General features: G+C 61.3%; 21 protein-coding genes, 5 tRNA genes and 1 pseudogene. 8 read left to right on the forward strand and 19 right to left on the reverse strand.

Annotated elements, in window-relative coordinates:
- Nucleotides 1-14: 14 nt before the first annotated feature.
- From J9893_RS15145 to nhaC, 6 genes are all read right to left on the reverse strand, one after another.
- Entirely contained in the window at nucleotides 15-830 is an 816-nt protein-coding gene (locus J9893_RS15145; protein WP_210599909.1) for an ABC transporter permease, read from the reverse strand.
- A gap of 7 nt (nucleotides 831-837) precedes the next feature.
- Nucleotides 838-1,806, reverse strand: a complete 969-nt coding sequence (locus J9893_RS15150) for an ABC transporter permease (RefSeq protein WP_210599903.1) — start codon at nucleotides 1,804-1,806, stop codon at nucleotides 838-840.
- Complete coding sequence (locus J9893_RS15155) at nucleotides 1,803-2,816, reverse strand: ABC transporter ATP-binding protein (protein WP_210599904.1); 1,014 nt, start codon at nucleotides 2,814-2,816, stop codon at nucleotides 1,803-1,805. Before J9893_RS15155 ends, J9893_RS15150 begins: the two co-directional genes overlap by 4 nt.
- 65 nt (nucleotides 2,817-2,881) lie before the next feature.
- On the reverse strand, nucleotides 2,882-4,027 hold the full coding sequence (locus J9893_RS15160) for an ABC transporter substrate-binding protein (protein ID WP_128312919.1): 1,146 nt from the start codon (nucleotides 4,025-4,027) through the stop codon (nucleotides 2,882-2,884).
- Nucleotides 4,028-4,223: 196 nt separating this feature from the next.
- The gene (locus J9893_RS15165; protein WP_210599905.1) at nucleotides 4,224-5,147 is read right to left on the reverse strand and encodes a LysR family transcriptional regulator; all 924 of its coding nucleotides are present in this window, start codon (nucleotides 5,145-5,147) and stop codon (nucleotides 4,224-4,226) included.
- A gap of 105 nt (nucleotides 5,148-5,252) precedes the next feature.
- Nucleotides 5,253-6,662, reverse strand: a complete 1,410-nt coding sequence (gene nhaC, locus J9893_RS15170; RefSeq protein ID WP_210599906.1) for a Na+/H+ antiporter NhaC — start codon at nucleotides 6,660-6,662, stop codon at nucleotides 5,253-5,255.
- Between the two features lie 299 nt (nucleotides 6,663-6,961).
- Between nhaC and J9893_RS15175 the strand changes: the two genes are divergently transcribed.
- The gene (locus J9893_RS15175) at nucleotides 6,962-7,171 is read left to right on the forward strand and encodes a hypothetical protein (protein WP_010675758.1); all 210 of its coding nucleotides are present in this window, start codon (nucleotides 6,962-6,964) and stop codon (nucleotides 7,169-7,171) included.
- On the opposite strand, the gene J9893_RS15180 is transcribed toward J9893_RS15175, so the two are convergent.
- The 9 genes and pseudogenes from J9893_RS15180 to rsmC all read right to left on the reverse strand — a co-directional run bounded on the left by J9893_RS15180 (nucleotide 7,168) and on the right by rsmC (nucleotide 12,149).
- Nucleotides 7,168-7,440 carry a late competence development ComFB family protein gene (locus J9893_RS15180; RefSeq protein WP_029314828.1) on the reverse strand — a complete coding sequence of 91 codons (273 nt, stop codon included), beginning with the start codon at nucleotides 7,438-7,440 and terminating at the stop codon, nucleotides 7,168-7,170. The genes J9893_RS15175 and J9893_RS15180 overlap by 4 nt on opposite strands.
- Before the next feature lie 100 nt (nucleotides 7,441-7,540).
- Nucleotides 7,541-7,626 (reverse strand) — tRNA-Leu (locus J9893_RS15185).
- Nucleotides 7,627-7,697: 71 nt separating this feature from the next.
- Nucleotides 7,698-7,783 (reverse strand) — tRNA-Leu (locus J9893_RS15190).
- A gap of 45 nt (nucleotides 7,784-7,828) precedes the next feature.
- Nucleotides 7,829-7,914: transfer RNA gene (locus tag J9893_RS15195), tRNA-Leu, on the reverse strand.
- A 45-nt stretch (nucleotides 7,915-7,959) separates the two neighbouring features.
- Nucleotides 7,960-8,045, reverse strand: a tRNA-Leu gene (locus J9893_RS15200).
- A gap of 55 nt (nucleotides 8,046-8,100) precedes the next feature.
- Nucleotides 8,101-8,186: transfer RNA gene (locus tag J9893_RS15205), tRNA-Leu, on the reverse strand.
- Nucleotides 8,187-8,302: 116 nt separating this feature from the next.
- Nucleotides 8,303-9,763 carry a glycogen synthase GlgA gene (gene glgA, locus J9893_RS15210; protein ID WP_104452232.1) on the reverse strand — a complete coding sequence of 487 codons (1,461 nt, stop codon included), beginning with the start codon at nucleotides 9,761-9,763 and terminating at the stop codon, nucleotides 8,303-8,305.
- A pseudogene (gene glgC, locus J9893_RS15215) lies at nucleotides 9,753-10,973 on the reverse strand (glucose-1-phosphate adenylyltransferase); the annotation flags it as partial. The pseudogene glgC and the gene glgA, both read right to left, overlap by 11 nt.
- A gap of 147 nt (nucleotides 10,974-11,120) precedes the next feature.
- Nucleotides 11,121-12,149, reverse strand: a complete 1,029-nt coding sequence (gene rsmC / locus J9893_RS15220) for a 16S rRNA (guanine(1207)-N(2))-methyltransferase RsmC (RefSeq protein WP_201888131.1) — start codon at nucleotides 12,147-12,149, stop codon at nucleotides 11,121-11,123.
- Between the two features lie 278 nt (nucleotides 12,150-12,427).
- On the opposite strand from rsmC, the gene dapA reads away from it, so the two are divergent.
- The 3 genes from dapA to J9893_RS15235 all read left to right on the forward strand — a co-directional run bounded on the left by dapA (nucleotide 12,428) and on the right by J9893_RS15235 (nucleotide 15,769).
- Nucleotides 12,428-13,300 carry a 4-hydroxy-tetrahydrodipicolinate synthase gene (dapA, locus tag J9893_RS15225; RefSeq protein WP_039040606.1) on the forward strand — a complete coding sequence of 291 codons (873 nt, stop codon included), beginning with the start codon at nucleotides 12,428-12,430 and terminating at the stop codon, nucleotides 13,298-13,300.
- Between the two features lie 95 nt (nucleotides 13,301-13,395).
- Nucleotides 13,396-15,042, forward strand: a complete 1,647-nt coding sequence (locus tag J9893_RS15230; protein ID WP_041211732.1) for a diguanylate cyclase — start codon at nucleotides 13,396-13,398, stop codon at nucleotides 15,040-15,042.
- 136 nt (nucleotides 15,043-15,178) lie between these two features.
- Nucleotides 15,179-15,769 carry a beta-phosphoglucomutase family hydrolase gene (locus J9893_RS15235; RefSeq protein ID WP_043152842.1) on the forward strand — a complete coding sequence of 197 codons (591 nt, stop codon included), beginning with the start codon at nucleotides 15,179-15,181 and terminating at the stop codon, nucleotides 15,767-15,769.
- 136 nt (nucleotides 15,770-15,905) lie between these two features.
- On the opposite strand, the gene hfq is transcribed toward J9893_RS15235, so the two are convergent.
- On the reverse strand, nucleotides 15,906-16,265 hold the full coding sequence (gene hfq, locus J9893_RS15240; RefSeq protein WP_039040603.1) for an RNA chaperone Hfq: 360 nt from the start codon (nucleotides 16,263-16,265) through the stop codon (nucleotides 15,906-15,908).
- Between the two features lie 176 nt (nucleotides 16,266-16,441).
- Between hfq and J9893_RS15245 the strand changes: the two genes are divergently transcribed.
- The 3 genes from J9893_RS15245 to J9893_RS15255 are packed head-to-tail and all read left to right on the forward strand — an operon-like array spanning nucleotide 16,442 to nucleotide 19,921.
- Nucleotides 16,442-17,713, forward strand: coding sequence for a paraquat-inducible protein A (locus J9893_RS15245; protein WP_043152840.1), 1,272 nt, complete (start codon nucleotides 16,442-16,444; stop codon nucleotides 17,711-17,713).
- Complete coding sequence (pqiB, locus tag J9893_RS15250) at nucleotides 17,706-19,352, forward strand: intermembrane transport protein PqiB (RefSeq protein ID WP_210599780.1); 1,647 nt, start codon at nucleotides 17,706-17,708, stop codon at nucleotides 19,350-19,352. Before J9893_RS15245 ends, pqiB begins: the two co-directional genes overlap by 8 nt.
- Complete coding sequence (locus tag J9893_RS15255) at nucleotides 19,352-19,921, forward strand: ABC-type transport auxiliary lipoprotein family protein (RefSeq protein WP_210599779.1); 570 nt, start codon at nucleotides 19,352-19,354, stop codon at nucleotides 19,919-19,921. Before pqiB ends, J9893_RS15255 begins: the two co-directional genes overlap by 1 nt.
- A gap of 55 nt (nucleotides 19,922-19,976) precedes the next feature.
- On the opposite strand, the gene ompA is transcribed toward J9893_RS15255, so the two are convergent.
- Entirely contained in the window at nucleotides 19,977-21,008 is a 1,032-nt protein-coding gene (gene ompA, locus J9893_RS15260) for a porin OmpA (protein WP_210599778.1), read from the reverse strand.
- Nucleotides 21,009-21,286: 278 nt separating this feature from the next.
- Nucleotides 21,287-22,294 carry an SGNH/GDSL hydrolase family protein gene (locus J9893_RS15265; RefSeq protein ID WP_183148961.1) on the reverse strand — a complete coding sequence of 336 codons (1,008 nt, stop codon included), beginning with the start codon at nucleotides 22,292-22,294 and terminating at the stop codon, nucleotides 21,287-21,289.
- 234 nt (nucleotides 22,295-22,528) lie between these two features.
- On the opposite strand from J9893_RS15265, the gene J9893_RS15270 reads away from it, so the two are divergent.
- A complete protein-coding gene (locus tag J9893_RS15270) occupies nucleotides 22,529-22,909 on the forward strand; it encodes a NirD/YgiW/YdeI family stress tolerance protein (RefSeq protein ID WP_039040598.1) in 381 nt (126 codons plus the stop codon).
- Between the two features lie 57 nt (nucleotides 22,910-22,966).
- Here J9893_RS15270 and mltC read toward each other — a convergent pair whose 3' ends face one another.
- On the reverse strand, nucleotides 22,967-24,070 hold the full coding sequence (gene mltC, locus J9893_RS15275) for a membrane-bound lytic murein transglycosylase MltC (RefSeq protein WP_010675743.1): 1,104 nt from the start codon (nucleotides 24,068-24,070) through the stop codon (nucleotides 22,967-22,969).
- Nucleotides 24,071-24,112 lie beyond the last annotated feature (42 nt).

Genomic DNA, 24,112 nt, shown 5'->3' on the forward strand with positions numbered 1-24,112 from the left:
CACGCGTTGAGTCGTTATTTGCCACTGCCGGCGACGTCCTGGCCGTCGCGGGTGAGGTAGTAGGCAAGCAGAATGGGAATGGCGGTGAAGGCCACTATGATGAGCGCCACCACGTTAGTGACCGGCCTGTCCCGTGGCCGGATCAGCTCCTGATACATCCAGATCGGCAGCGTGGTCTGCTGGCCAGCGGTGAAGGTGGTGACGATCACCTCGTCAAAGCTGAGGGCAAACGCCAGCATGCCCCCCGCCAGCAGCGCCGTGGCGAGGTTGGGCAGGATCACGTAGCGCAGGGTCTGGAAGCCGTCGGCACCGAGATCCATCGACGCCTCAATGAGGCTCTGGTTGGTGCGGCGAAAGCGCGCCAGGGCATTGTTGTAGACCACCACCACGCAGAAGGTGGCGTGACCGATGACGATGGTCCAGAAGCTGAAGGGGATCTCCATCACCCCGTAGGCGGAGCGCAGCGCGATACCGGTGACGATGCCGGGCAGGGCGATGGGCAGCACCAGCAACAGCGACACCACCTCCTGACCGAAGAAGCGGCTGCGGGCGATGGCCCCCGCCGCCAGGGTGCCGAGCACCATGGCGGCCAGCGTCGCCAGCCCCGCTACCTCCAGCGACAGCTGGATGGCGCGCCACACGTCGGGGCGGTTGAGGGTCACCTCGAACCACTTGAGGGTGAGCCCGGGCGGCGGGAACTGGTAGCTCTTGCTCTCGCTGGTGAAGGCATAGAGGAAGATGAACAGGATCGGAAAGTGCAGGAACAGGAGACCGCCGATGGCCGCGTACTTGAGCAGGCCGGAGGGCTGGCTGCTATGGTCCCGCTTCATGGAAGTATTAGAGCGCATCGAAGGCCCCCAAGCGTTTCGCGATGGTCAGGTAGATGGCGATGATGAGGATCGGCACCAGCGAGAAGGCGGCAGCGAAGGGCAGGTTGCCCGCCGTGCCCTGTTGCATGTAGACCACCTGACCTATGTACATGGTTGAGTTGCCTATGATGCCGGGGATGATGTAGTCCCCCAGCGTCAGGGAGAAGGTGAAGATGGAGCCCGCCACCACGCCGGGCAGGGCCAGCGGCAGGATCAGGGTACGAAAGGTCTGGGCCGGGGTGGCGCCGAGATCGCCGCTCGCTTCCAGCAGGGAGCGCGGGATCCGCTCCACCGCCGCCTGGATGGGCAGGATCATGAAAGGCAGCCAGACGTAGACGAACACGATGAAGGTGCCGATGCGCGAGAACGACAGCGACGGCCCGCCGATCACCGGCAGCGAGAGGATGGCGTCCAGCAGCCAGTCCAGTCCCAGAGCATCTACCAGCCAGCTGATGACCCCCTCCTTGGCCAGGATCAGCTTCCAGGCGTAGACCCGCACCAGATAGCTGGACCAGAGCGGCAGCATGATGCCGACGTAGAACAGGGCCCGGGTCTTGCCGCTGGTGTAGCGCGCCATGTAGTAGGCCACCGGAAAGCCGAGCAGGGCGCAGGCCAGAGTCACTAGCAGCGACATGCCGACGGTGCGCAGGATCACGTCCAGATTCTCCGCCCGCAGCAGGGCGACGAAGTTCTGTAGGCCCAGTTCGTGGCGGATCTGGCCGCTGAACTCGTCCAGCCCGAAGAAGGCGTTGGAGAGCAGCATCAGCAGGGAGCCGACATAGATGATGCCAAGCCAGAGCAGCGGCGGCCCGAGCAGGACGGCCAGCAACAGACCCGGCCGCCCGTAGAGCAGGGTGGAAAGGCGCCGCAGCGGCCGATAGGAGAGGGGGGCAGTGGGTTGGCTCATGGCAAGGCTCGCACTGTGGGGGGCGCTCATGGTTGAGCTCTCTGAGGGGCGGTGTGCAGGTGATGGATCGCCTGCTCCGGCCAGCTGAGGCTGACCCGGGCGCCACGGGGCAGGCGGGCCTGGCCCTCGTTGGGGTGGTTGACGATAAGCTCGAGCTGCTCGCCGAGATCGACCCGGTAGCGCACGAAGGGGCCGAGGTACTCCACCTCGCGCACTTCCCCTGACCAGCCGGGCGTGCCGGCCTCGGCGAGACGGATCCGCTCCGGGCGCACCATCATCTGGCGCTCATCGCCGCACAGACGCCTGGCCTGCTCTCCCTCGAACAGGTTGACGGTGCCGACGAAGCGGGCGACGAAGGGGGTGGCGGGGGCGTCATAGATGGTATCCGGCGCGGCGATCTGCTCGATCTTGCCCTGATTGAAGATGCAGATGCGGTCGCTCATGGAGAGCGCCTCCTGCTGATCGTGGGTGACGAAGATGAAGGTGATGCCGAGCTGGCGCTGCAAGGCTTTGAGTTCGAGCTGCATCTGCTCGCGCAGCTTGAGGTCGAGGGCCCCCAGCGGCTCGTCCAGCAGCAGGATGCGCGGCTGGTTGATCAGTGCCCGGGCGATGGCGATGCGCTGGCGCTGGCCGCCGGAGAGCTGGCCCGGCTTGCGGTTGCCGACGCCGGGCAGGCGTACCATCTCCAGCATCTCGTCCACCTTGCGGTAACGCTCCGCCTTGGCGACGCCCTTGAGCATCAGGCCGTAGCCGATGTTGTCGCGCACATCCATGTTGGGAAACAGGGCGTAGTCCTGAAACACGGTATTGAGGTTGCGGTCGTAGGGGGGCACGGTGGAGCAGGGCTCGCCGAACAGCCGGATCTCCCCCTCGCTCGGGTATTCGAAGCCCGCAATCATCCGCAGGCAGGTGGTCTTGCCGGAACCGCTCGGCCCCAGCAGGGTGAAAAACTCGCCAGCCGGGATCTGGAAGGAGATGTCGTCGACCGCCTTCACCTCGCCATAGTGGCGGCTGACCCGGTCAAATTGTACGGCATTCATGGGACGTCCTTGTCTGTGTGAGAAGCGGGCCGGACTCCTGTCCGGCCCCATCTGGTTATCCGGTCTTAGCGGCCACCCAGGATGGCGATATAGTCCGAAACCCAGCGGTAGTAGGGCACGCAGGTTCCCTGGCTCTTGCACTGGGAGACAGGAGTACGCCAGAAGTGAACCCGATCGAAGTTGTCGATGCCGTTGGTCTTGCACCCCTCTTTCCCGAGCAGGGCATTGCCCTCGCAGGCGGCCGGTACCACGGGCACTGAGCCGAACCAGGAGGCGAGATCCCCCTGCAGCTTGTTGTTGAGGGAGTGCTCCAGCCACTGATAGGCACAGGTGAGGTTCTTGGCCTCGCTGTGCACCATGCTGGTGTCGGCCCAGCCGGTGACCCCTTCCTTGGGCACGGTAGTGGCGATGGGCTGCTTGTCGGCGATCAGGGTATTGGCCTGGAACGGCCAGGAGCCGGAGGCCACCACCCCCTCGTTCTTGAAGTCATCGATCTGGACGAAGGCGTCGTGCCAGTAGCGTCCCACCAGCTTGCGCTGCTGGCGCAGGAGGTCGAGGGCGGCCTTGTACTGATCCTCGTTCAACTCGTAAGGATCCTTGATGCCGAGCGCCGGCTGGTGGCTCATCAGATAGAGGGCCGCATCGGCGATGTGGATCGGGCCGTCGAACGCCTGCACCCGGCCCTTGTTGGACTTGCCGTCCGGCAGGGTCTGTTCCTCGAACACCACGCTCCAGGAGTCGGGCGCCTTGGGGAACACCTTGGTGTTGTACATCAAGATGTTGCCGCCCCACTGGTAGGGCACGCCGTAGTGCTTGCCGTCTACCGTGTGCCAGGGGGCATTCTGCAGGCGGGGATCTATCTTGCCGTAGCTCGGGATGAGCGCCAGATTGAGCGCCTGTACCTTGCCGCCGGCGATGAGGCGTAGGCTGGCGTCGCCGGAGGCGGTCACCAGATCGAAGCCCCCCTCGTTCATCAGCGCCACCATCTCGTCCGAGGTGGCGGCCGTCTTGACGTTGACCTTGCAGCCGGTCTCTTTCTCGAAGCCGGTGACCCAGTCGTAGTTCTTGTCGGTCTCGCCGCGCTCCACATAGCCAGCCCAGGCCACGATGTTGAGCTGGCCTTCCCCCTTGCCGAGGGTGGTGGGGGCTGCCTGGACCTGGCTTGCCAACAGCGCCGGGATCAGGGCCAGGGTCAGAGGGGTCAATTTCATCTTGCTCTCCTTGCATGATTGGCAACCGTGGCGGCGCCACAGTAGGCATTAACATCCTGTTAACCAGCCATGAGCGTAGGAGAAGCGGTGAGCAATGAGAATTTCAATTTTTAACGGCTTGGGTATCTGTAAAATCAATATCGAGCGCAGATGAATCTGTTTTCTTTGTCGGAGTCACGGCTGTTCAGGCTCAGTCCTAGCGGGGGAGGTGCTGGCGGGCCCGCAGCCGGCTCTGATCTCTGGCGATGTCGATGAACTCGCGTGCGGCCCAGTCAAGGCGCGAGCCGCGCCGCCACACCAGACCGATGTCGATGGCGGGGATGGGTTCCTTGATGGCGCGGGCCTCGACCCGCTCCTGCTCCAGGGACCAGGGGCGGTAGGCAAAGTCCGGCAGCAGGGCGAGCCCGAGCTGGCTCGCTACCAGGCTGCGCACCGCTTCCACCGAGGCGGTACGCAGCACGATGCGCGGCGCGATACCGTAGCGGCGCAGGCCGCCGCCGATGATCTGGTCCAGCTGGTCGGCGGTCAGCGAGATCATGGGCTCCTCGCCGAGCGCCTTGAGGGAGAGGGTCGACTCGGCGCAGAGGGGGTGGTTGGCGGCGAGCCAGACCCGCAGCGGCGAGCGGGTCAGCAGCTCGGTATCGAACGCCTCCTGGCGGATGGTGCGGTTGGTCATCAGGATCCCCACGTCCACCTCACCATTGACGATCTGGTGCTCGAGATAGGGCTGCTCATCCTCCTTCACCTCGATCTGCACCGCCGGGAAGGCGCGGCGAAAGCGGCCGAGGGCCTCCGACAGGTAGTAGCCAGCAACCAGGGTGGTTACGCCTATGGTAAGCCGCCCCTGATCCTGCTGGGCTACCGCCTTGAGGGACTGGCTGGCTTCGGTCATGGCGCTTAGGATGCGACGGGCGTGCAGCAGAAACTGGTGGCCCTGGGTGGTGAGGATGACCCCGCGCGGATTGTGCTCGAACAGGGCGGCGCCGAGCTCGGTCTCCAGCTCGCGGATGGCGCTGGTGACCGCCGACTGGGAGATGTGCAGCTCGGCGGCTGCGCGGCTCACCGAGAAGCTGTCGGCCACCGCCACGAAATAGCGGATCTGGCGAAAGGTGAAGTTCATCTGGGCGTCCTGCCACGTGCGATCAAGGTGAGTGCCAGCTTAACCTCGAATCATACCCAGACAAAAGGCGCCGTGATGGCGCCTTTGTCGTTGTTTTTACGGAAATTAGCGGGCTGTCACCGCCTCTGTGACCGGTACACGGTTCACTCCCTTGCCCAGATAGGCGAGGGTGATGGTCACAATGATGCAGGTGAAGCTGAGCCACATGTAGGGCAGGTAGTCGAGGGTCGCTACCCCGAGGACCCCGGCCATGAAGATGCCGTTGTCGCTCCAGGGCACCATGCCGCAGGTGAGGGTGCCGCCAAACTCGGCGTTGCGAGAGAGGTTCTTGCGCGCAAGCCCCAGCCGGTCGTAGTTCTTGGCCATGATCTTGGGGGTCAGGATCAGCGATACATACATGGCGGAACCGAACACGTTGGCCAGGAAGGCGGTGCCTATGGTGTGGCTGGTCAGGCTGCCGGCGCTGTTGATGCGCTTCTCGAAGGCGCTGGCGATCACTTCCAGGATGCCGACCTTCTCCAGCAGACCGCCGAAGCCCAAGCCGAAGATGATGACGGCCACTGAGCCCAGCATGGACTCCATACCGCCACGGCCCAGGATGTTGTCGATGAAATCGACGCCTGAGGTGATGGCAAAGGGGCTGTAGGCGGAGTGCATCGCCTTCACCGGATCCATGTCCAGGAAAACGATGGCCCAGACAAGACCCAGCAAGGCGCCGAAGCTGATCACCGGGAAGGCGGGCTTGCGGTTGGCCAACAGGCCCAGCACCAGCACCACGGGCACTATGGCCATGGGGGTGATGTTGAACTGTTTGTCGAGGGCGTCCATCACCAGATTGACCTGCTCCAGGCTGACGTTGCCGGAATACTGCATGCCGACCACGGTGAACAGGGCGGCGGTGATGACGTAGGAGAACAGGCTTATGGGCAGCATCCCCTTGATGTGTTCCATCACGTCGACGTTGGACATGGTAGAGGCCAGCACCACGGAGTCGGAGAGCGGGGAGAGCTTGTCACCGAAGTAGACTCCGGAGAGCACGGCACCGGCTACCAGCGGCGCGGGTACCCCCAGGCTGTGGCCTATGCCCATCATGGCGATGCCGGCGGTGGCCGCCGAGCCCCAGGAGGTGCCGGTGGCCAGCGAGGTGAGAGAGCAGATGATCAGGGTCGCCAGCAGGAAGATGGAGGGGTGTATCACCTTGAGGCCGAAGTAGATGATGCTGGGGACGATGCCGCCGGCAATCCAGGTGCCCACCAGGGCACCGACGGAGATCAGTATCAGGATGGCCCCCATCCCCTTGGCGACGCCGTCGACTGCCGCCTGCTCCAGGGATTTGTAATCGTGGCCGAGCTTGATGCCGAGTCCCATGATGACGAACCAGGCGATGAACAGTGCCAGCTGGATTGGCAGATCCAGCACGCTGGTGAAGGAGAAGGCCAGGGCCAGGAAAATGGCCAGGCAGGCAAATACTTGCGACATGCCCGGCAATCGGATGTGGTGTTGTTGGTTTTGCATAGACGCTCCCTAAACTCTTGCTCGCCAAGGTCAGCCCCTCTCGTCCTGCGGATGCGTCGATCCCGAGAGGCTTACCAAAAGAGGGCGCAATCTACCATAAAGCGGAGGTGTAAAATCCCTGCTCATTCGGCAAAACAGCTTTAAAATTTTAAAATCCCACAAAATAGTTGATCTAATCGGCATTTTTCACTGTTCAATCGACACCGTTTGATAGCCGGAAATCCATAGGCAAGTTCGATTGCAGATGGCGACACCAAAGATGATAATGGTTATCATTAATCTTTATCGGACCAATGCCAATGAACTGGATAGCACGCGCTCTGCTCTTGGCCGCCCTTCTGGCGGTGCTGGTCTGGGGTCAGGAGAAGGAATACGGGTTCTGGAGCCTGGGGTTCTTGCTGGCTGCCTGGGTCATGCTGGAACCCAGGCTGAGACCGGTGTTGATCCTGCTGCCGGTTGCGGGAATGACAGGGGTCGTCACTCTGCTCTGGCAGCAGGGCTGGCATTAAGCCTGGCGAGTGGGGACGGCCTGGATCTTGTCGTAGGCCTGGCGCAGGGAGGCGATGACCTTCTTCTCCATTTCGCTGCGTTCGGCGTCTGTCGTGAAGTAGATCATGTCGACATCGTGACGGATGTAGTGGGAAGGAAGCTGGTTGAGTGTCAGGCAGCAGAGGTCTGCCAGCTGATAGGGGGTCAATGTTCGAGCCAACCCCTGTTTTTCTATCTCCTTGAGCACCAGATGCTCATAGAAGTTGTGAATATCGGTATCCAGGATCATGGGAAAACCCCCGTGGTGGCGCAGCATCTTCAACAGCATAGCCATGGGGCATGAAAACACAAAAGGCCCGTTACTCTCGTAACGGGCCTTTGCAGAATGATGGTGCGAAGAGAGGGACTCGAACCCTCACATCCGTGGGACACTAACACCTGAAGCTAGCGCGTCTACCAATTCCGCCACCTTCGCACACTGATTTTCTCCAGCTGGTTTTTAAATGCGGTTGGAGCGCATTTTCTGTGTTTTACATGCCAGAAGCATGGTGCGAAGAGAGGGACTCGAACCCTCACACCCGGGGGGCACTAACACCTGAAGCTAGCGCGTCTACCAATTCCGCCACCTTCGCACATCGGGTTATCAGTCTGGATTTACATGCTGTCTGATAAAAGCATGGTGCGAAGAGAGGGACTCGAACCCTCACACCCGGGGGGCACTAACACCTGAAGCTAGCGCGTCTACCAATTCCGCCACCTTCGCACATCGGGTTATCAGTCTGGATTTACATGCTGTCTGACAAAAGCATGGTGCGAAGAGAGGGACTCGAACCCTCACACCCGGGGGGCACTAACACCTGAAGCTAGCGCGTCTACCAATTCCGCCACCTTCGCACATCGGGTTATCAGTCTGAATTTACATGCAGTCTGATAAGAGCATGTTGCAGTATGGTGCGAAGAGAGGGACTCGAACCCTCACATCCGTGGGACACTAACACCTGAAGCTAGCGCGTCTACCAATTCCGCCACCTTCGCATCACTGCGGTGGGGGATTCTATAGAGTTTTGGGGGGGCGTCAACAGCCAAAGGGGACTTTTTTCGCTGTTGACGGATAAAGGCGTGCCAAGGGCACAAAACTTCAGCAATCGGCGTCAGACGGTGGCCAGCGCATCCTGATACATCTGTTCGTACAGGATGACGGAGTCTGCCCAGTCGAAGCGGGTGTTCATGGCGTGGTGCTGCACACGGGCAAAACGTGCCGGTTCCTGCAGATAATGGAGCAGGCTGCGGCGCATGGCATCGAGCAAGGTGCTTGCAGTGGGATCGTTGAAGCAGAAACCGGTCGCGTGCGCCGGGTCGGCATCCCAGTCCACGACGGTATCTTTCAATCCGCCGACAGCCCGCACCAGGGGCAGTGTGCCATAGGCCAGACTGTACATCTGGTTGAGCCCGCATGGCTCGAACAGAGAAGGCATCAGGAAGAAGTCGGCGCCGGCCTCCACCAGGTGGGCCAGACGGTCGTCATAGGCATTGATGAAGGCAAACTTGTCGGGATGCTGCTGGGCAATGCTTTGCAACTGGGCGGCGAGAGAGGGATCACCGGAACCCACGATCACTACCTGAACCTGGTGCTGCAAGAATTTGTCCAGTGCAGGGATGAGCAGGTGTACTCCTTTCTGCTCGGTCAGTCGACACACCATGCCATAGATGGGGAGGTTGCCAACGGGGAGCCCCGTCTCCTGCTGCAGGATGCGCTTGCAGGTGTGTTTGCCATCCAGGTTGTCGGCATCATAGGTGGCGGGCAACAGAGGATCGAAGGCGGGATCCCAGTCCTGATAGTCACAGCCGTTGAGGATGCCACGCAGGTCAGCAGCCCGCTGCTGGAATACGCTGGCCATGCCGTGAGCGCCCAGGTGCGTCAGCAGCTCGCTGGCGTAGTTGGGGCTGACCGCATTGATCTTGTCTGCGTAGAGCACACCGCACTTGAGCAGATTGATGTGACCATAGTCGTAGTTGATGCGCTGCTCGTAGTCGTGGATTTCCGGCACGGCCCAGAACTGCTGGCGATCGAATACCCCCTGAAAGGCCGCGTTGTGAATGCTGATGACCGACCGGGTGCGCTGGAAGAAGGGGTTGTGGGCATGACGGGTTTTCAGCAGCAGCGGCAGCAGACCGGTGTGCCAGTCGTTGCAGTGGGCGATGTCGGGAGCGAAACCCAGCTGTTCGCACGCATGCAGGGCCGCCGCGGCCAGAAAGGCAAAGCGTTCACCGTTGTCGGGATAGGCCTGGTTGTTCTCGGCATAGAGCTGGGGGCGGTCGAAATAGTGCGGGCAATCGAGCAGATAGACGCAGATCCCGTCCAGTTCCAGCTGATGGATGCGATAGCTGATATCACTGCGATCCTGGGGGGTGGGGAGCCAGCGCGAGGCGAGGAGGGTGGCCTCGTCCCGGCGCTTGATGGTCTTGTAGAAGGGCATAATGATGCGCACATCGTGCCCCTGACGGGCGAGATGCTGCGGCAGGGCCTTGGCCACATCCGCCAGGCCCCCGGTCTTCACCAGCCCCTCAACCTCCGAGGCTACAAACAGGATTTTCAGTGGGTTAATAGCCAACTCTTGCTCCCTTAGGTACCACGACGATACCGCCTTCGGATACGGTAAACCGCTCTCTGTCATGGTCCAGATTCTCACCGATCACGGTGCCGGGTGCAATTTCAACGTTCTTGTCGATGATGGCGCGGCGAATGGAGCAACCTTCGCCGATTTTCACATCCCCCAGCAGCACGGATTCACTGATGTGGCTGCAGGGGCCTATGTTGCAGCGAAATCCCAGTATGGATCGCTGGATCTGGCTGCCCTGAATGAAGCAGCCACCGGAGATCAGGGAGTTGGCGATCTTGACCTTGCAGTCGTCGGTATCGATGAAGGTGGCGGGGGGCAGGGGCGGGTAATGGGTGTGCAGCGGCCACTTGCGATTGTAGAGAGAGAAGGGGGCATCGTCGGCCACCAGGTCCATGTGCGCCTGCCAGTAAGAGTCGAGCGTCCCCACATCGCGCCAGTAGACATTGGGCTTCTCGCCCGGGATCACGTTGGTGCTGTAGTCGTAGACATAGACGGGGGCACGGGGGAACAGGCTGGGAATGATGTCCTTGCCGAAATCGTGACTGGAGTTCTCCTCGGCGGCATCCCGCTTGAGCTCCCGATAGAGGGCCTCTGTCTCGAAGATGTAGTTGCCCATGGAGACCAGGGCCTGGGTGGGGTCGCCGGGGATGTGTTTCGGGTGACGGGGCTTTTCTTCAAAGCCAATCATGCGCCCTTCCTGATCCACCTCGATCACCCCGAAGGCGCTTGCTTCCTCGATGGGCATGCGCAGTGCCGCGACGGTCAGGGCGGCCGCTTTCTGCTTGTGGAAGCTCACCATCTGGCTCACGTCCATCTTGTAGATGTGATCGGAGCCGAAGATGCAGACGTGCTCGGGGTCGGAGATCTCGATGAAGCGCAGGTTCTGGTAAATGGCGTCTGCGGTGCCGTCATACCAGCGTTTGCCCATTCGCATCTGGGCCGGAATGGGGTCGATGAAGCGATCCGTGATGCCGACGATGTTCCAGCCCTTCTTCATGTGCAGGTAAAGGGACTGGGACTTGAACTGGGTGAGTACATAGATGCGCAGGAAGTCGGCGTTGACGAAGTTGTTGAGCACGAAGTCGATCAACCGGTAACTGCCGCCAAAGGGTACGGAGGGTTTGCTGCGGGTGGTGGTCAGCGGTTGCAGTCGGGTACCTTCACCGCCTGCCAGTATCATGGTGAGTATGCCTGCCATCGTCGTTCTCTCCCTGAGATCATGATGTTGAAAAGGTTTTCATGTTGCTGCGAAAAAAACACCCCTAAAGGGGTGGTAAACGTTTTCTTGGTACCTTAACAGATCCCGTCTGGCACTCTCTACTTGTTTTATTACAACCGTTGCACTTCTTTAAGCTTTGCTCAGATACACCTTGAATTTGGTATCGCCCGCGATCACCTCGGTCTGTTTGAAGTGCGCATCCAGTATAGGCTGGTATCGCAGGAAGGCATTGGCGACTATGGTCAGGGCGCCATTTGCGGTCAGGTACTCAGGAGCCTTTGCCAGGAAGGTTTCGGTGGCGGCGTAGAAGGTCTTGAGCCCGGCATGGAAGGGGGGATTCGAGACAATCTGTTGGAATGTTTCGGCAATGTCGGAATAGACATCGGAGGCATGAACACGCCCGCTCAGACCGTTGACCGCCAGGGTTCGGCGGCTGGACTCCAGTGCCAGGGCATTGATATCCACCATGGTGACGGCCAGGGCCGGGTTGCGCTTGGCCAGCACGGAACCGATGACGCCGGCGCCGCAGCCAAAGTCGAGCAGCTTGCCCGTCACGGGGGGGAGGCTCGCCAGCAGCATCTGGGTGCCGAGATCCAGGCCGTCTGCACTGAAGACCCCGGGCAGGGCCATGACGGTCAGGGTGGTGTCGCCTGCCTGGCACTCATAGCGACTGAACCAGGCGTCCAGCTCGAAGGGGACGACCGGTTTGTCGAGCATGCCGTGGTAGAGAGAGCAGCGGCGCGCAGAGTCGCGCTTGATCGGTTTCTCGCCATAAGGTGCCAGCAGCTTGTCTGCCCCGTTGATGCCGCCCCGGTTCTCGCCGGCGAGGAACAGGTCGGCCCCGCTTTCGAGCAGCGGCGTCATCATGGCCAGCAGGTATTGCGCCTCGGCCTTGGCCTTGGGCATCAGCAGCAGCAGGGCATCGAAGCGGGGGGCGCCACCCAGCTGGTGATCGAACAGGATGGCGTCTCCCAGAGCGGCCTGCTGGCTGCGGTAATAGCAGTAATCCGTGGTGAAGACGGTCAGGCTTTGTGCCAGCTCGGCCAGTTGACGAGGATAATCATCCTCCAGGGCACCGCACACCAACAGCCGCTTGCCGACAAAGAGGGCTTGGTTACGTTCCAGCATCTGACTGACGGCACTGACAGGACGGCTCATTGGGTCTCTCCACGCATTTTTGGGCGGCCATTATACATGGCCGCTTTCGCCTTGACATTTATGCCGTGTTCCCGAAATATGCCCAGACGCCTTATTTACCCAGAGATGATGCAATGCGGTCATGCGTATCGAAACGAAAGCATAAACACAGCCTGACAATCGGGCCTGCTGGCGTGCGCGCGTAACCTCTCATCCCTGAGACGATTCAAGCCCCGGTAGCGACTCCCGTACCGGGGCTTTTTATTGACCAATCCATCTGTTTAGGAGAAGGAAATCCCATGTTTCAAGGTTCGATAGTTGCCCTGATCACCCCATTTCGACAGGGCCAGCTGGACGAGGCCGCACTGGCTCGCCTGGTAGAGTGGCACATAGAGCAGGGAACCCATGGCATAGTGCCGGTCGGCACGACCGGGGAGAGCCCGACCCTGACCCACGATGAGCATTGCCGCGTGGTGGAGCTGGTGGTCAAGCTGGTGGCCGGGCGCATTCCCGTGATCGCAGGCGCAGGCTCCAACAACCCAGTTGAAGCCATTGAATACACCCGCTATGCCGAGCAGATGGGAGCGGATGCCACCCTGCATGTGGCCGGTTACTACAACCGCCCCAATCAGGAAGGGCTCTACCACCACTTCAAGGCGGTGCATGACGCCACCACCAAACCCATCATCGTCTACAACATTCCGCCCCGCGCCATCGTTGACGTGCAGCCGGCGACCCTGGCCCGTCTGGCCGAGTTGCCGCGCATTGCCGGCGTGAAGGATGCCACCGGTGATCTGGCCCGCCCCTGGGTTGAACGCCAGCTCATCAAGAAGCCGTTTGCCTGGCTCTCCGGTGAAGACGCCACCGCCGTGGCCTACAACATCGGTGGTGGCCAGGGTTGCATCTCGGTGACGGCCAACGTGGCCCCCAAGCTGGTGGCCGAGGTGCAGAACCTGGCGCTGGCCGGTGAGTGGCAAGCTGCCCGCGAATTGCAGGACAAGCTCATTCCGCTGCACCAGGCCATGTTCGCCGAGCCGAGCCCCGCAGGGGCCAAGTATGCGGTCTCCCTGCTGGGTCTGTGCAGCGAAGAGTGCCGTCTGCCGGTGATGCCGCTCTCCGAGGCCACCCGCGAGCGCATCCGCAGTGCCATGCAGGCATTGAATCTGTTGTAAAAACTGGGCTCTGGATCTCGCTTTTGATTGCCCGGTCAATTAATGGCCGGGCTTTGCCGATATACTCGCTTGGATACAACCAAGGATGATTTGGCATGGAAGAATGGGATCCGGAGCACTTCACCAGTTTTGAACATCTCTGTGAAGTGACCTTGTCTGCGGTCAGGGAAAAAACAGAGGCTGAACAGATCTATCTGTGGCTGCGTGCTCCGACGCCCCAGCTCTATCACTATCGCCCGGAACAGGGTCTGCTCTGCCTGAGCGCCGACATCCTCTCTTCCCTCGAATTGCCCATCCTCTTCATCGAACGTTCCCTTGCGCTCGGCCAGTTGCTGGTGGAGCCCATCGCGCCGACCCGTGCCATCTGGGAGCGGGAGAGTGTTGAACCCGAGATCCCGCGCCTGCGTGCCAGCTTCCCCCTCAAGCGTCACAAGGGGCTGGAGGCCGTGGTCTATCTGGAAACCCGCCGTCGTCTCGATCGCCTGCCAAGACGCCAGCAGCAGAGCATCCAGCTGCTCATGCATTATCTCGCCGCCGAGCTCGAGAGTCGGCGACTCGCGGGACAGGTGGATCTGGAGCGGGATCAGCGGCTCCACACCCAGGCAGACCTCGTGCGCAGCCAGGCCCTGCAGGACTCTTTCCTCAGCATGCTGCAGGCGCTGCATCAGGTGGGGGTCAAGCTCTCCCGCTGCGAGAGCGAGGATCGTTTGCTGCACGACGCGGTGGCACTGGCCCGCCAGGAGTTGCAGTTCGATCGCATCGCCATCTTCCTGACTGACAGTGAATTCAAGACCATGCACGGTACCTGGGGGACCAACGAGGCGGGTGAGCTCATCGACGAGCGCCATTTCATCAGCCCCATTCCGGATCATCCCACGGTGCAGGAGGCGCTGCGTCGTAAGGACTATGTCCTGGTGCTGGAGGACACGCCTCTCTATTACGAGAAGCAGGAGGTGGGTCGCGGCTGGAACGCCATGGTGTCGCTCTGGGACGGGAGTACCCCCATCGGCTGGATCGCCGCCGACAACCTGCTCTGGCGGCGCCCCCTCAAGGCGTATCAGAGCGAGATCTTCAAGCAGTATGCCGCCGTGCTCTCTCAGTTGCTGATCCGCCAGCGCACCCAGGAGAAGCTTGAGCGCTTCAATCGGGAGCTGGAGCTGAGGGTGCAGGAGCGGACCCGGCAACTTGCCGATACCAACCGGGCGCTGGAGGAGGCCAACCGGCGCCTCTCTCTGCTGTCTTTGGAAGATCCCCTGACTGGCATCGCCAACCGCCGCCAATGGGACATCACCATGGAACGGGAGTGGGAGCGGGCTCGCCGCCATCAGGGGGTGCTGGCGGTGCTGATGATCGATGTGGATGAGTTCAAGTCCTACAACGATCACTTCGGCCACGGCAAGGGGGATCAGTGCCTGCAGCGGGTGGCGGCACTGCTGCAGGACACCGAGCGGCGGCGTACCAACCTGGTGGCCCGCTATGGGGGGGAGGAGTTTGTCATCCTGCTGTGTTCACCGCAGCCGGGAGAGGCGGAGCGGCTGGCGGAGCAGATCCACCACGGCCTTGACGCCTTGCAAATTCCCCATCCGGCCTCCCGGGTAGCGGCGACACTCACCGTCAGCATCGGGTTCAGCTATCTGGTCCCGTCATCGGACAAGGAGTGGCAAACCCTGACCGAGCAGGCGGATCAGGCACTCTATCACGCTAAATCACAAGGGCGTGCCTGTACCCTGGCATATCGCTGACACCTGCGTGGGGGCTGCCTCCTGGCATCGCCCTGTATAAATGAGGTGGCAAGCGTTTCTCGCCATCTGGCGCATGGCGATGCGCCCGCTCTCTGGCTAGAATGGGGGCCCATTTTTCACAGACAGATCCTGCACCATGACCCTATCCGGATTTCAAGGCCTGGTTTTCGACCTCGACGGCACTCTGGTGGACTCCATGCCCTTGCACCTGGCCGCCTGGGAGCACACCGCCCGCGAGTTTGGCTTTCGGTTCGACGCCGACTGGTTTTATGAGCTGGGAGGCATGCCCAGCCGCAAGATAGCCCTGCTGGTGGCCGAAGTGCAGCAGATCGCGCTGGATCCCCTAGTGGTGACACGCTGCAAGACCGAACACTATGTCGCCAACCTGCATAAGGCCACCCCCTTCCCGGCCATGCTGGATCTGGTGGAACGCTATCACGGCCGGATCCCCATGGGCATAGGGACAGGCTCTCCCCGTATCAATGCCGAAGCGGTGCTGCGCAACACAGGGCTGGATCGGTATTTCCCCGTGGTGGTCACCGCCGACGACGTAGAGCTGCACAAACCCCATCCAGACACCTTCCTGCTGGTGGCGCGACGCCTGGGGGTCGAGCCCGGTCAATGTCTGGTGTTCGAGGACACGGGCATAGGCGCACAGGCCGGTGAAGCGGCCGGCATGCAGGTCTGCATGGTCAGAGAGGGAAAACCGGTCGGGTTGACCTGCTGAGTGACGAAGACGAGCGGGTCAACAACCGGCTCGGGAGAGAAGCCCCACTCTCATACGGGACAGGCGAAACATGAGAGTGGGGAGCAGATGTCACTGGCTGACGCAGCAACACCGTCAGGATGGGCGGGGGCGAGATTTACTGCTCGCTGCCACCACCCTGGTTGTCGTCATAACGGCTGGGGGCGCCATGGGGGCGCGGCGCCATGGAAACCCGTGGCTTGCGGGCTCGCTGGATGCTGACGGCAGGACGGCCGGAGTGCATGGCAATGGTGGAAATCTTGGCCTTGTAGACCAGTTGCTGATTGCCATGGGCATCGGTCAACAGCACGCTGTACTGGTCAAAACCGCTGATGGTCCCCTCCAGCTTGATGCCGCTCACCAGGAAGATGGCGACCTGGCTACGGTTTTTGCGCAACCAGTTGAGGGCAGAATCTTGCCCGTTCCCGAGGGAGAAGGCCTGCTCGATAGTGGAGTAGCTTGGGGATTCAGTTGTCATAAATTATTGTCCCGCGGAAAAAAAGTGGCGTTTGATTGTGCTAAATGGTCACTGCCTTGTCAAAGTCATTCTCACTCCCGGGCAGGATGGATAACGACAGGGCTGGTCGGCAGGGGCCGCTGCTGCAATAATTGGCGGCTCTGGCCCCGTGGCGGGCCTCATGCTGGGGTCTTATCTTGCATCCGGTTTCACACCAACATCCACCCACCTATACCCATGACGCGACCGCCTGCGAAGAGTGTGACCTGCTGGTGCCGGCCACCGAGCTGGCCGTGGGGGAGACGAGCAGTTGTCCGCGCTGCGGCCATACCCTGACTCGTCATCTGCCGGAGCAGGAGCGCAGGCCCATCGCCTATGGCTTTGCGGCCATCATCATGTTCGTGCTCTCCAACGCCTTTACCTTCATGTCGTTCTCGGCCAAGGGGGTGGGGCAGGAGATGACCTTCCTGCAGTGCATCACCACCCTGGTGGATCAAGGCTACCTGTTCCTAGGGGCCGTGCTGAGCATTACCCTGATCGGGTTGCCGCTGGTCTATATCGGCTCCATCATGCTGGTGCTGTGGCGCCTGGACAAGGATCTGCACAGCAAGGCCCTGCGCTCCCTTGGCCGCCTGCTGTGCCGGATCAAGCCCTGGCTGATGGTGGACGTCTTCCTCATCGGGGTGCTCATCTCTCTGGTCAAGCTGATGGGGATGGCCGACATCAAGATGGGGCTGTCGTTCTGGGCGTTCGTTGGCTACACCCTGCTGCTCATCAAGATGATCTCCTCCCTGGATCGGATGTGGCTGTGGCAGCGGCTGTTCGGCCCGACGGCGGCGAGGGAGCTGGATCCCGAGGAGAGCGCCCTGTCGTGCGGTCTGGTGGGCTGTCACATCTGCGGCGCCCTGAACGAGCAGGATGCCCATAGTTGCGTTCGCTGCGGTGATCACCTGCACAGCCGCAAGCCGGGTGGTCTGAACCGCACCTGGGCTCTGCTGATCACCTCGGTGATCCTCTATGTCCCAGCCAACCTGTATCCCATCATGGACACCGTGTTCCTGGGGGATGACAGCCCCTCGACCATCATGGGCGGGGTGGTGCTGCTGTGGGCCATGGGCTCCTACCCCATTGCCGCCGTCATCTTCTTCGCGAGCGTGGTGGTGCCGCTGGTGAAGATCCTGGCGCTGCTGTGGCTCTGCTACGTGGTGCAGCGCGGCCAGGGGACATCTCCCCTCGGCAAGCTCAAACTCTATCGCATGACCGAATTTGTGGGGCGCTGGTCGATGATCGACGTCTTCGTGGTGGCCATCCTGGCCGGTCTCATCCGGCTCGACAATCTGATGACCATCTACCCTGGCCCTGCGGCCGTCGCCTTTGCCGGGGTCGTACTGGTCACCATGGTGGCTGCCATGAGTTTCGATTCCCGCCTGATCTGGGATTTACAACAAGGAGAACGCGAACGTGAGTGAGCGTAAGACAAGGTGGAAACCGGGCTCTGATTTCATGAGTTCGGCTGCCGCTATCTGGATGGTGCCTTTGCTGGCGCTCTTCATCGGCGCCTGGATGCTGTTCCAGCACTGGTATTCACAAGGGCCGAGCTTCACCCTGACGGTGGCGACCGCCGAGGGCATAGTGGCAGGCAAGACGGTGATCCGTTCTCGTGAAGTGGAGGTGGGCCGTATCGAGACGGTGGAGCTCAGCGAGGACTACAGCCATGCCGTGCTCAAGGCTCGCCTGACCAATGCCGCCGCCGGCATGCTCAAGAAAGACAGCCAGTTCTGGGTGGTCAAGCCCAGGGTCGGGCGTGAGGGCGTTTCCGGTCTTGGCACCTTGCTCTCCGGTGCCTATATCGAGCTTTCTCCCGGAAAGAAGGGCAGGGCGCGAAGCGAATACGCCATGCTGGACAGGCCACCCCTGGCATCCCTGGATGCCAAGGGATTGCGGCTCTCCCTGTCCAGCCGGGATGCCAACGCGCTGGGTGTGGGCTCCCCCATCAGCTATCAGGGATTCACCATCGGCCAGGTCGAAGAGGCCAAGTTCCTGCCCGAGAAGAGCGAGATGCAGTACCAGCTCTTCATCAACGCGCCTTATGACGTCCTGGTGAGCAGCAACTCCCGGTTCTGGCTGACGCCCGGCTTCGAGGTCTCCATGAGCAGCGAGGGGATGAAGGTGAAGATGGACTCGCTGGAGAGCCTGATCAACGGCGGCATCACCATGGGGCTGCCTCCCGGCTGGTTGCCGGGGGAGCCGGTGAAACAGAACGACGAGTTCGTGCTGTTCAAGGACGAGGAGAGCGTGCTGGCCGGTAGCCTGGATCAGTTCATCGACTATGTCTTCCTGTTCGACAATGATGTGGGCGGGCTGCATCCCGGCGCGGCGGTACAGTATCGCGGCATCCGGGTCGGTACCGTCATCTCGGCTCCCTATCTCATCGACGACAAGGGCGTCCAGCTGTTCAAGAGCCGGCAGATCCCGGTGCTGGCGCGCATCGAGGTGCAGCGTCTCTCCCACCGTTATGCCAATGCGGAGAAGGAGCAGTGGCGAGCCCTGTTCAACAAGCAGTTCAAGGAAGGGCTGAGGGCCAGCCTCAAGACCGCCAGCCTGCTGACGGGGGGCAAGGTGATCGATCTGAACTTCTATCCGGATGCGCCTGTCTATCAGCCGCTCAAGATGGCGGGCTATCAGGTCTTCCCGACTGCCCAGGCCGGGCTGGATCAGATCGAACGCAAGGTGAACCTCATCCTCGACAAGTTCGTCGACATGGACATGGCCACCACCCTCACTCAGGTCAACAGCACCCTGATGACACTGGACAAGACGCTCAAGCATGTCAGTGCCGTGAGTGCGAATCTGGAGCAGTTTACCGGTCAGCAGTCGACCCAGCAGTTGCCGGCCTCCCTCAACCAGAGCCTCAAGCAGTTGCAGGAGACGTTGCAGACCTATGATGCCGGTTCCCAGACCAATCAGGAGCTGCGTCAGTCGGTGCAATCACTCAACCAGCTGATGAGTGAGTTGCAACCTCTGGTCCATTCACTGAACGAGCAGCCGAGTTCGCTGATCTTTGACCGCGCTCGTCCGCGGGATCCCGAGCCCAAGCGAGGAAAATGATGAAAAAACGGATGTTGACGCTGGCCTTGCTGGGCCTGCTGGCGGGATGTGGCAGTGCGCCGACGACGCTGCATTACTATTCGCTGGATGCTGACACGGCGCCGTCGAGTGTCACCACGGCGCAGCCGCAGCACCAGTTGGTGCTGCGCCCCGTCGCCCTGTCCGGTCAGCTTGACCGGATGAGCCTGGTCTATCAGCTGGAGGGCAAGGAGTTGCACTTTGCCGAGTACCATCGCTGGGCAGGTTCCCTCGATGCCCAGTTGAACCAGTTGACCCTCAATGGCCTCTCCAGCCGCTTGCCTGGCTGGGTGGTGCGTCAGGACGGGGCCCGCAAGGGGTCTGTGCTGAGCATCTCGGTCGAGCGTTTCCAGGGGCGGCACGACGGCCGCGCCCTGCTCAGCGGTCGCTGGCGCCTGCTGACGGAGGAGGGGGTCGTGTTGAGAGATGTTCCCTTCCAGCAGGAGCGGGTGCTGCCTGCCGATGGGTATGGCGCCCTGGTGAACGAGCTGGGACAGGGCTGGCAACTGTTGCTCGATCAGATTGCGGCGGATGTACGCACGCGCATCTGAGGAAGCATAAAAAAAGACGGGAGGCCATGGCCTCCCGTTTTGTTTGGGGTCGTCGTTATTGCTGTACTTCCGAGACGCCCTGTACCTTGACCTCTACCCGGCGATCCGGGGCCAGGCAGACGATCAGCTCGCGCTTGGATTTGCTGGTGCAGCTGTCGCCGGTGACGGGAGACTGCTTGCCACGCCCTTCCACATTGACCTTGCCGGCCGGCAGGCCCTTGCCAATCAGGTAATCGGCCACGGTCCGGGCACGCTGCTCGGACAACTTCTGGTTGTAGGCCTCGGAGCCGATGCGGTCGGTATAGCCGATGACGGTGGCCGACCCGTCTTTAGGCCTTTCCTCTTCAATCTGGCTGTAGAGGGTATCCAGCGCCTGCCCGGCCTGGGGCTTGAGGGTGGCCTTGTTGAAGTCAAACAGCACGTCCGAGCTCAAGGTGAACTGCTTGTCGACCATCACGGGCTCGGGCGCGGGGGCGGGAGCTGCGACCGGCAGAGCCGGTGCAACCTGACCGAAGCGATAGACGGCGGCCAGGGAGAGCAGGCCGTTGTCCATGCGCAGGCCGGTATCGTCACGGCTGCCATACGGGGTGCTGTACTGGTATTCGAGGCGGGCTGCCCAATCCAGGCTCAGGGCATACTCCGCACCGAGCGCGCCGACGAAGGTGAAGCGGCTGTCGTTTTCCAGCTGATCGCTGTCGGTCCAGCCATAGCCGCCCCCGACACGGCCGTAAAGGTCCAGATTGTCCGCAACCGGGAACCCCAGTTTCAGCGTGAGCTGGGCCAGCTGGGCTTGCACGGAGTCATTGAAGGCCGCGCCATTGCGGGTGCCGCTGTACTTGAGCTTGCCAAGGTAGTCATAACCCAGTTCGACACCCAGATTCTGGTTGATCTGGTAACCGGCGAAGGCACCGGCGCCGACTTCATCGTCGTCTTTGTCGGTGATGGCGATGGAATTGCTCTCATCGACACCGTAGAAGTTGGACCAACCCAGTTTGGCACCGCCATACCAGGTGTTGTCTTGTCCGGCTGCCTGGGCGTTGGCCGCAAGCAAGCCTGAAACCAGCAAGGTAATCAGTGTTTTGTTCATAGATGCCTCTGCAATCTTGTGTGTGGGGAGCGCGAATTCATGTCGCCTCGCCTCGTGGGTTGGGCCTGTGTTCGACCACAACACGTTTAAACGTAGCTCGCTTTTCCCGATCTACAAGCAACTGATATAAAACATATTGTGATATCCATCTGCATCATAGTGGAGACAGAAGACCGCCGGGGAACCGTGACTCGAATCTGTGATGGGTGTCATATGGATTGCTTGCCCTTGTCGGCAAGAGGGCCGGCTAGGCGCCGGCCCTGGCAGGATGGCCTCCGTTATCGAGGGAGGAATTCGTACTCCTGTTCGATGAAGGCGGCAGCCCGCTCGCTCAGGGCGGCGTGTACCACTGTGGTGGGGTGGACCTGGTCCCAGAACATCTTGCCTTCACAGTTCAGCTCGCCCGCACTGCGGCGCGCCATGGGCGTTGCGACGGCCTGAGCCAGCAGAGGGTTGCCGGCGATGGCAAGGCGCTCCTCGGGATTGAAGGGGGCCAGTCGACTGTCGGTGGCGGCGCTGCGGGAGGCAAAGGGCTTCCACACATAGCCGCCGCCATAGCAGGCGTGTTCGGTGTCGCTCAGGCCGAAGTTCTGTGGCTCGCGCAGCATCTCGGCGAACTGCTTGTCGATCTCGAACAATTTCACCATGCCGGTGGGAGCCAGCTGGCGTGCCAGATTCAGCAGCAGCTGGTTGTGGTAGGCGGAGACATGGCTGGCTGCCTCGACCACTTTCTGGCTGCGGGCCGAGGGGTTCTGGCCCAGATCCGGCAGGTTGAACAGCAAGATCTGCTTGGCACCGTTCAATACCATGCGGTTGGCCGCATCGCTGATGGCGTCGCGCACCCGCTTGGCATCCTGCTCGGTGTTCCAGCCATAGGCCAGGTAGTCGTTGGCACCGACCCAGAGGATCACCAGATCGTCGGGCTTGAAGCCATCCTTTTGCAGGAACTGGGTCACCTCGTAGTCCAGGTTGTTGATGACCTGATACTTGGGGTTCCAGGAGATCTTGTTGTAGGCCACGGCAGTGGCGCCCCCTTCCGCCTCGTTGGCGATGGCGAGGCCCGGGAAGTGCTGGTTGAGCTGCTCCAGCCAGACCGGTCCGTTGGAGAAGCGGCCCTGATGGTAGGGAGGGCTGGAGGGGAGGTAACCACGCATCTTGTCGTACATCTTGCCGGTGTCGGAGAGGCTGTCGCCGAACATCACGATGCGGGAGAAGGGGGGGCGCGTCTCGGCGGCATGGGCCGTGAGGGCGAAGAGACCCAATAAACACAAAAGCCATTTGTTCATGTAGCTGTTCTCATGGATGGGGCAGGGCGGGCCTGCGGGCTGTTCCTCGATGGCGGCGGGCTGGGAACCCGCATGGCCAGGTGAAAAGGTATCCACTCGAATACATTTTTGCAGCATGCCGTGGCCATTTAATCGCTTGCGATCACATCACTCCTCCCTGAATGGGGAGGCTTCACGTTTGTTTCACGCGCCCCCGGGCAAGATGCCCTCATACAGCAAAGACAGGAGCATGAAATGAACAACGCAAAAGCAATCGCCCTGGTGGCCCTGATGTCCGTCTCTTCCTTCGCCATGGCGGCCTACACCGGCCCCAAGGAGCAGAACAAGGTATCGGTCGCCCAGTTGAAAGACGTGGCCGATGATCAGTGGGTGACCCTGGAAGGCAAACTGGTCAAACACCTGGGTGGCGAAAACTACCTGTTCCGTGACGACAGCGGCGAGGTGGAAGTGGAGGTGGACGGTGACGTGTGGCGCGGTACCGAGGTGGGCCCTGACGATCTGATCCGCGTGCGCGGCGAGGTGGACCACAGCTGGAACAAGACCGAAGTCGAGGTGGAACACCTGGAGAAGGTGGGGGCTGCGCCCCTGAGCAAGGGTGGCTTCATCGCCAAGTAAGCTTTCAGGCCACAGTAAATGAGAAGGGCGCTCCAGGAGCGCCCTTCTTGCATGCCATCAGCCAGCCCGGCTTGCGACGGTTCGCTTGAACCCCTTCTCGGCCTGATTGACCTTGTAGAGATAGCGGCGAGCCTCTGCCTTGGGATGTTGTTCGGTCAGTACCTGATAGACGGCCTCGGGGGAGAGGCGGTTGATCATGCCGGGGGCCGCCTTGCGATCGTTGGAGAAGGTGTTGAGCACCCCTCCCGCACCACCGTTGTAGGCGGAGATCACCGCATAGCGGCGGGACTGGGGATCCTGGATATCCGCCAGATAGACGGTCTGCAGCAGGTGCAGGTAGGCGGTCCCCACATCGATGTTGTAGGCCGGATTGAACAGATCTTCCCTGGTCGGCTGGCCATCCTTGCCCTTGACCCTCACATAGACATCCCGCCCAGCGGTAGCCGGGATCACCTGCATCAGGCCATAGGCGTTGGCGTGGCTGACCGCATAGGGGTTGAAGCTGCTCTCGGTCTTGATCACCGCGTAGATGAGACTCTCGGCGACCCCGTACTTGCGGGAGGCGTCGCGGATGATGCTGGCGTATTTGTAGCCGCGCCTGTCTTCGTGGTTGGCCACCATGGGAATGTCGATGAAGAAGATGTTGCGGATCCCGAGGGTGCGTTTCTTCATCGCGTTGGCGATCAGATAGTCGGCATAACGTTCTGCACGCCAGCTGGAGCGGATCGCTTGTCCCTGGTTGTCCAGCACCTGGCCATAGAGGAAGGGCTCGCCACCTGGCATGATCTCACGGTCGGAATAGAGGTCGACCTCTGCCGGATCGTCCGGGGTCAGCAGGGTTTCGATGATGGCGCGACGCAGGTGGGCGCGGGGATCCAGACCCGAGACGGTCTCCACCATGATGTGACCGCTGGAGAAATCGATGTGGGCGCGGCTCTTGTACTGATCCGTGTATTTGACGTAGTCAAACTTGCCCGCGAACAGCGCCTCGCGCCCCCATATCTCGTTCACGTTATGGGAGAGCGCACTGATCATGTGTTCAAAACCGCGCACGTCCTTGCCGTTGACCAGATCATCATCGCCACTCCCGCTGGTCTGGGGTGTGGATGAACAGGCAGAGAGAAACAGCAGGGCGCACAGCAGCCCAAAAAAACGACCCATAAGATCCTCAAACCGGGCGGTGGGGCCGCCCGTCACTGACTG

Origin of the sequence: Aeromonas sp. MaB10011B, assembly GCF_017939325.1 — a bacterium.
GTDB lineage: Bacteria > Pseudomonadota > Gammaproteobacteria > Enterobacterales > Aeromonadaceae > Aeromonas > Aeromonas caviae.

What these genes read in the sequence shown, in the direction of transcription:
- rsmC (WP_201888131.1), bottom strand. Translation starts at nt 12,149, where the DNA reads ATGAGCCGTCCTGTCAGTGCCGTCAGTCAGATGCTGGAACGTAACCAA.
- J9893_RS15155 (WP_210599904.1), bottom strand. Translation starts at nt 2,816, where the DNA reads ATGAATGCCGTACAATTTGACCGGGTCAGCCGCCACTATGGCGAGGTG.
- J9893_RS15165 (WP_210599905.1), bottom strand. Translation starts at nt 5,147, where the DNA reads ATGAACTTCACCTTTCGCCAGATCCGCTATTTCGTGGCGGTGGCCGAC.
- J9893_RS15150 (WP_210599903.1), bottom strand. Translation starts at nt 1,806, where the DNA reads ATGAGCGCCCCCCACAGTGCGAGCCTTGCCATGAGCCAACCCACTGCC.
- J9893_RS15175 (WP_010675758.1), top strand. Translation starts at nt 6,962, where the DNA reads ATGAACTGGATAGCACGCGCTCTGCTCTTGGCCGCCCTTCTGGCGGTG.
- mltC (WP_010675743.1), bottom strand. Translation starts at nt 24,070, where the DNA reads ATGGGTCGTTTTTTTGGGCTGCTGTGCGCCCTGCTGTTTCTCTCTGCC.
- J9893_RS15160 (WP_128312919.1), bottom strand. Translation starts at nt 4,027, where the DNA reads ATGAAATTGACCCCTCTGACCCTGGCCCTGATCCCGGCGCTGTTGGCA.
- J9893_RS15145 (WP_210599909.1), bottom strand. Translation starts at nt 830, where the DNA reads ATGAAGCGGGACCATAGCAGCCAGCCCTCCGGCCTGCTCAAGTACGCG.
- J9893_RS15235 (WP_043152842.1), top strand. Translation starts at nt 15,179, where the DNA reads ATGACCCTATCCGGATTTCAAGGCCTGGTTTTCGACCTCGACGGCACT.
- hfq (WP_039040603.1), bottom strand. Translation starts at nt 16,265, where the DNA reads ATGACAACTGAATCCCCAAGCTACTCCACTATCGAGCAGGCCTTCTCC.
- J9893_RS15270 (WP_039040598.1), top strand. Translation starts at nt 22,529, where the DNA reads ATGAACAACGCAAAAGCAATCGCCCTGGTGGCCCTGATGTCCGTCTCT.
- nhaC (WP_210599906.1), bottom strand. Translation starts at nt 6,662, where the DNA reads ATGCAAAACCAACAACACCACATCCGATTGCCGGGCATGTCGCAAGTA.
- J9893_RS15255 (WP_210599779.1), top strand. Translation starts at nt 19,352, where the DNA reads ATGAAAAAACGGATGTTGACGCTGGCCTTGCTGGGCCTGCTGGCGGGA.
- J9893_RS15180 (WP_029314828.1), bottom strand. Translation starts at nt 7,440, where the DNA reads ATGATCCTGGATACCGATATTCACAACTTCTATGAGCATCTGGTGCTC.
- J9893_RS15265 (WP_183148961.1), bottom strand. Translation starts at nt 22,294, where the DNA reads ATGAACAAATGGCTTTTGTGTTTATTGGGTCTCTTCGCCCTCACGGCC.
- dapA (WP_039040606.1), top strand. Translation starts at nt 12,428, where the DNA reads ATGTTTCAAGGTTCGATAGTTGCCCTGATCACCCCATTTCGACAGGGC.
- ompA (WP_210599778.1), bottom strand. Translation starts at nt 21,008, where the DNA reads ATGAACAAAACACTGATTACCTTGCTGGTTTCAGGCTTGCTTGCGGCC.
- J9893_RS15230 (WP_041211732.1), top strand. Translation starts at nt 13,396, where the DNA reads ATGGAAGAATGGGATCCGGAGCACTTCACCAGTTTTGAACATCTCTGT.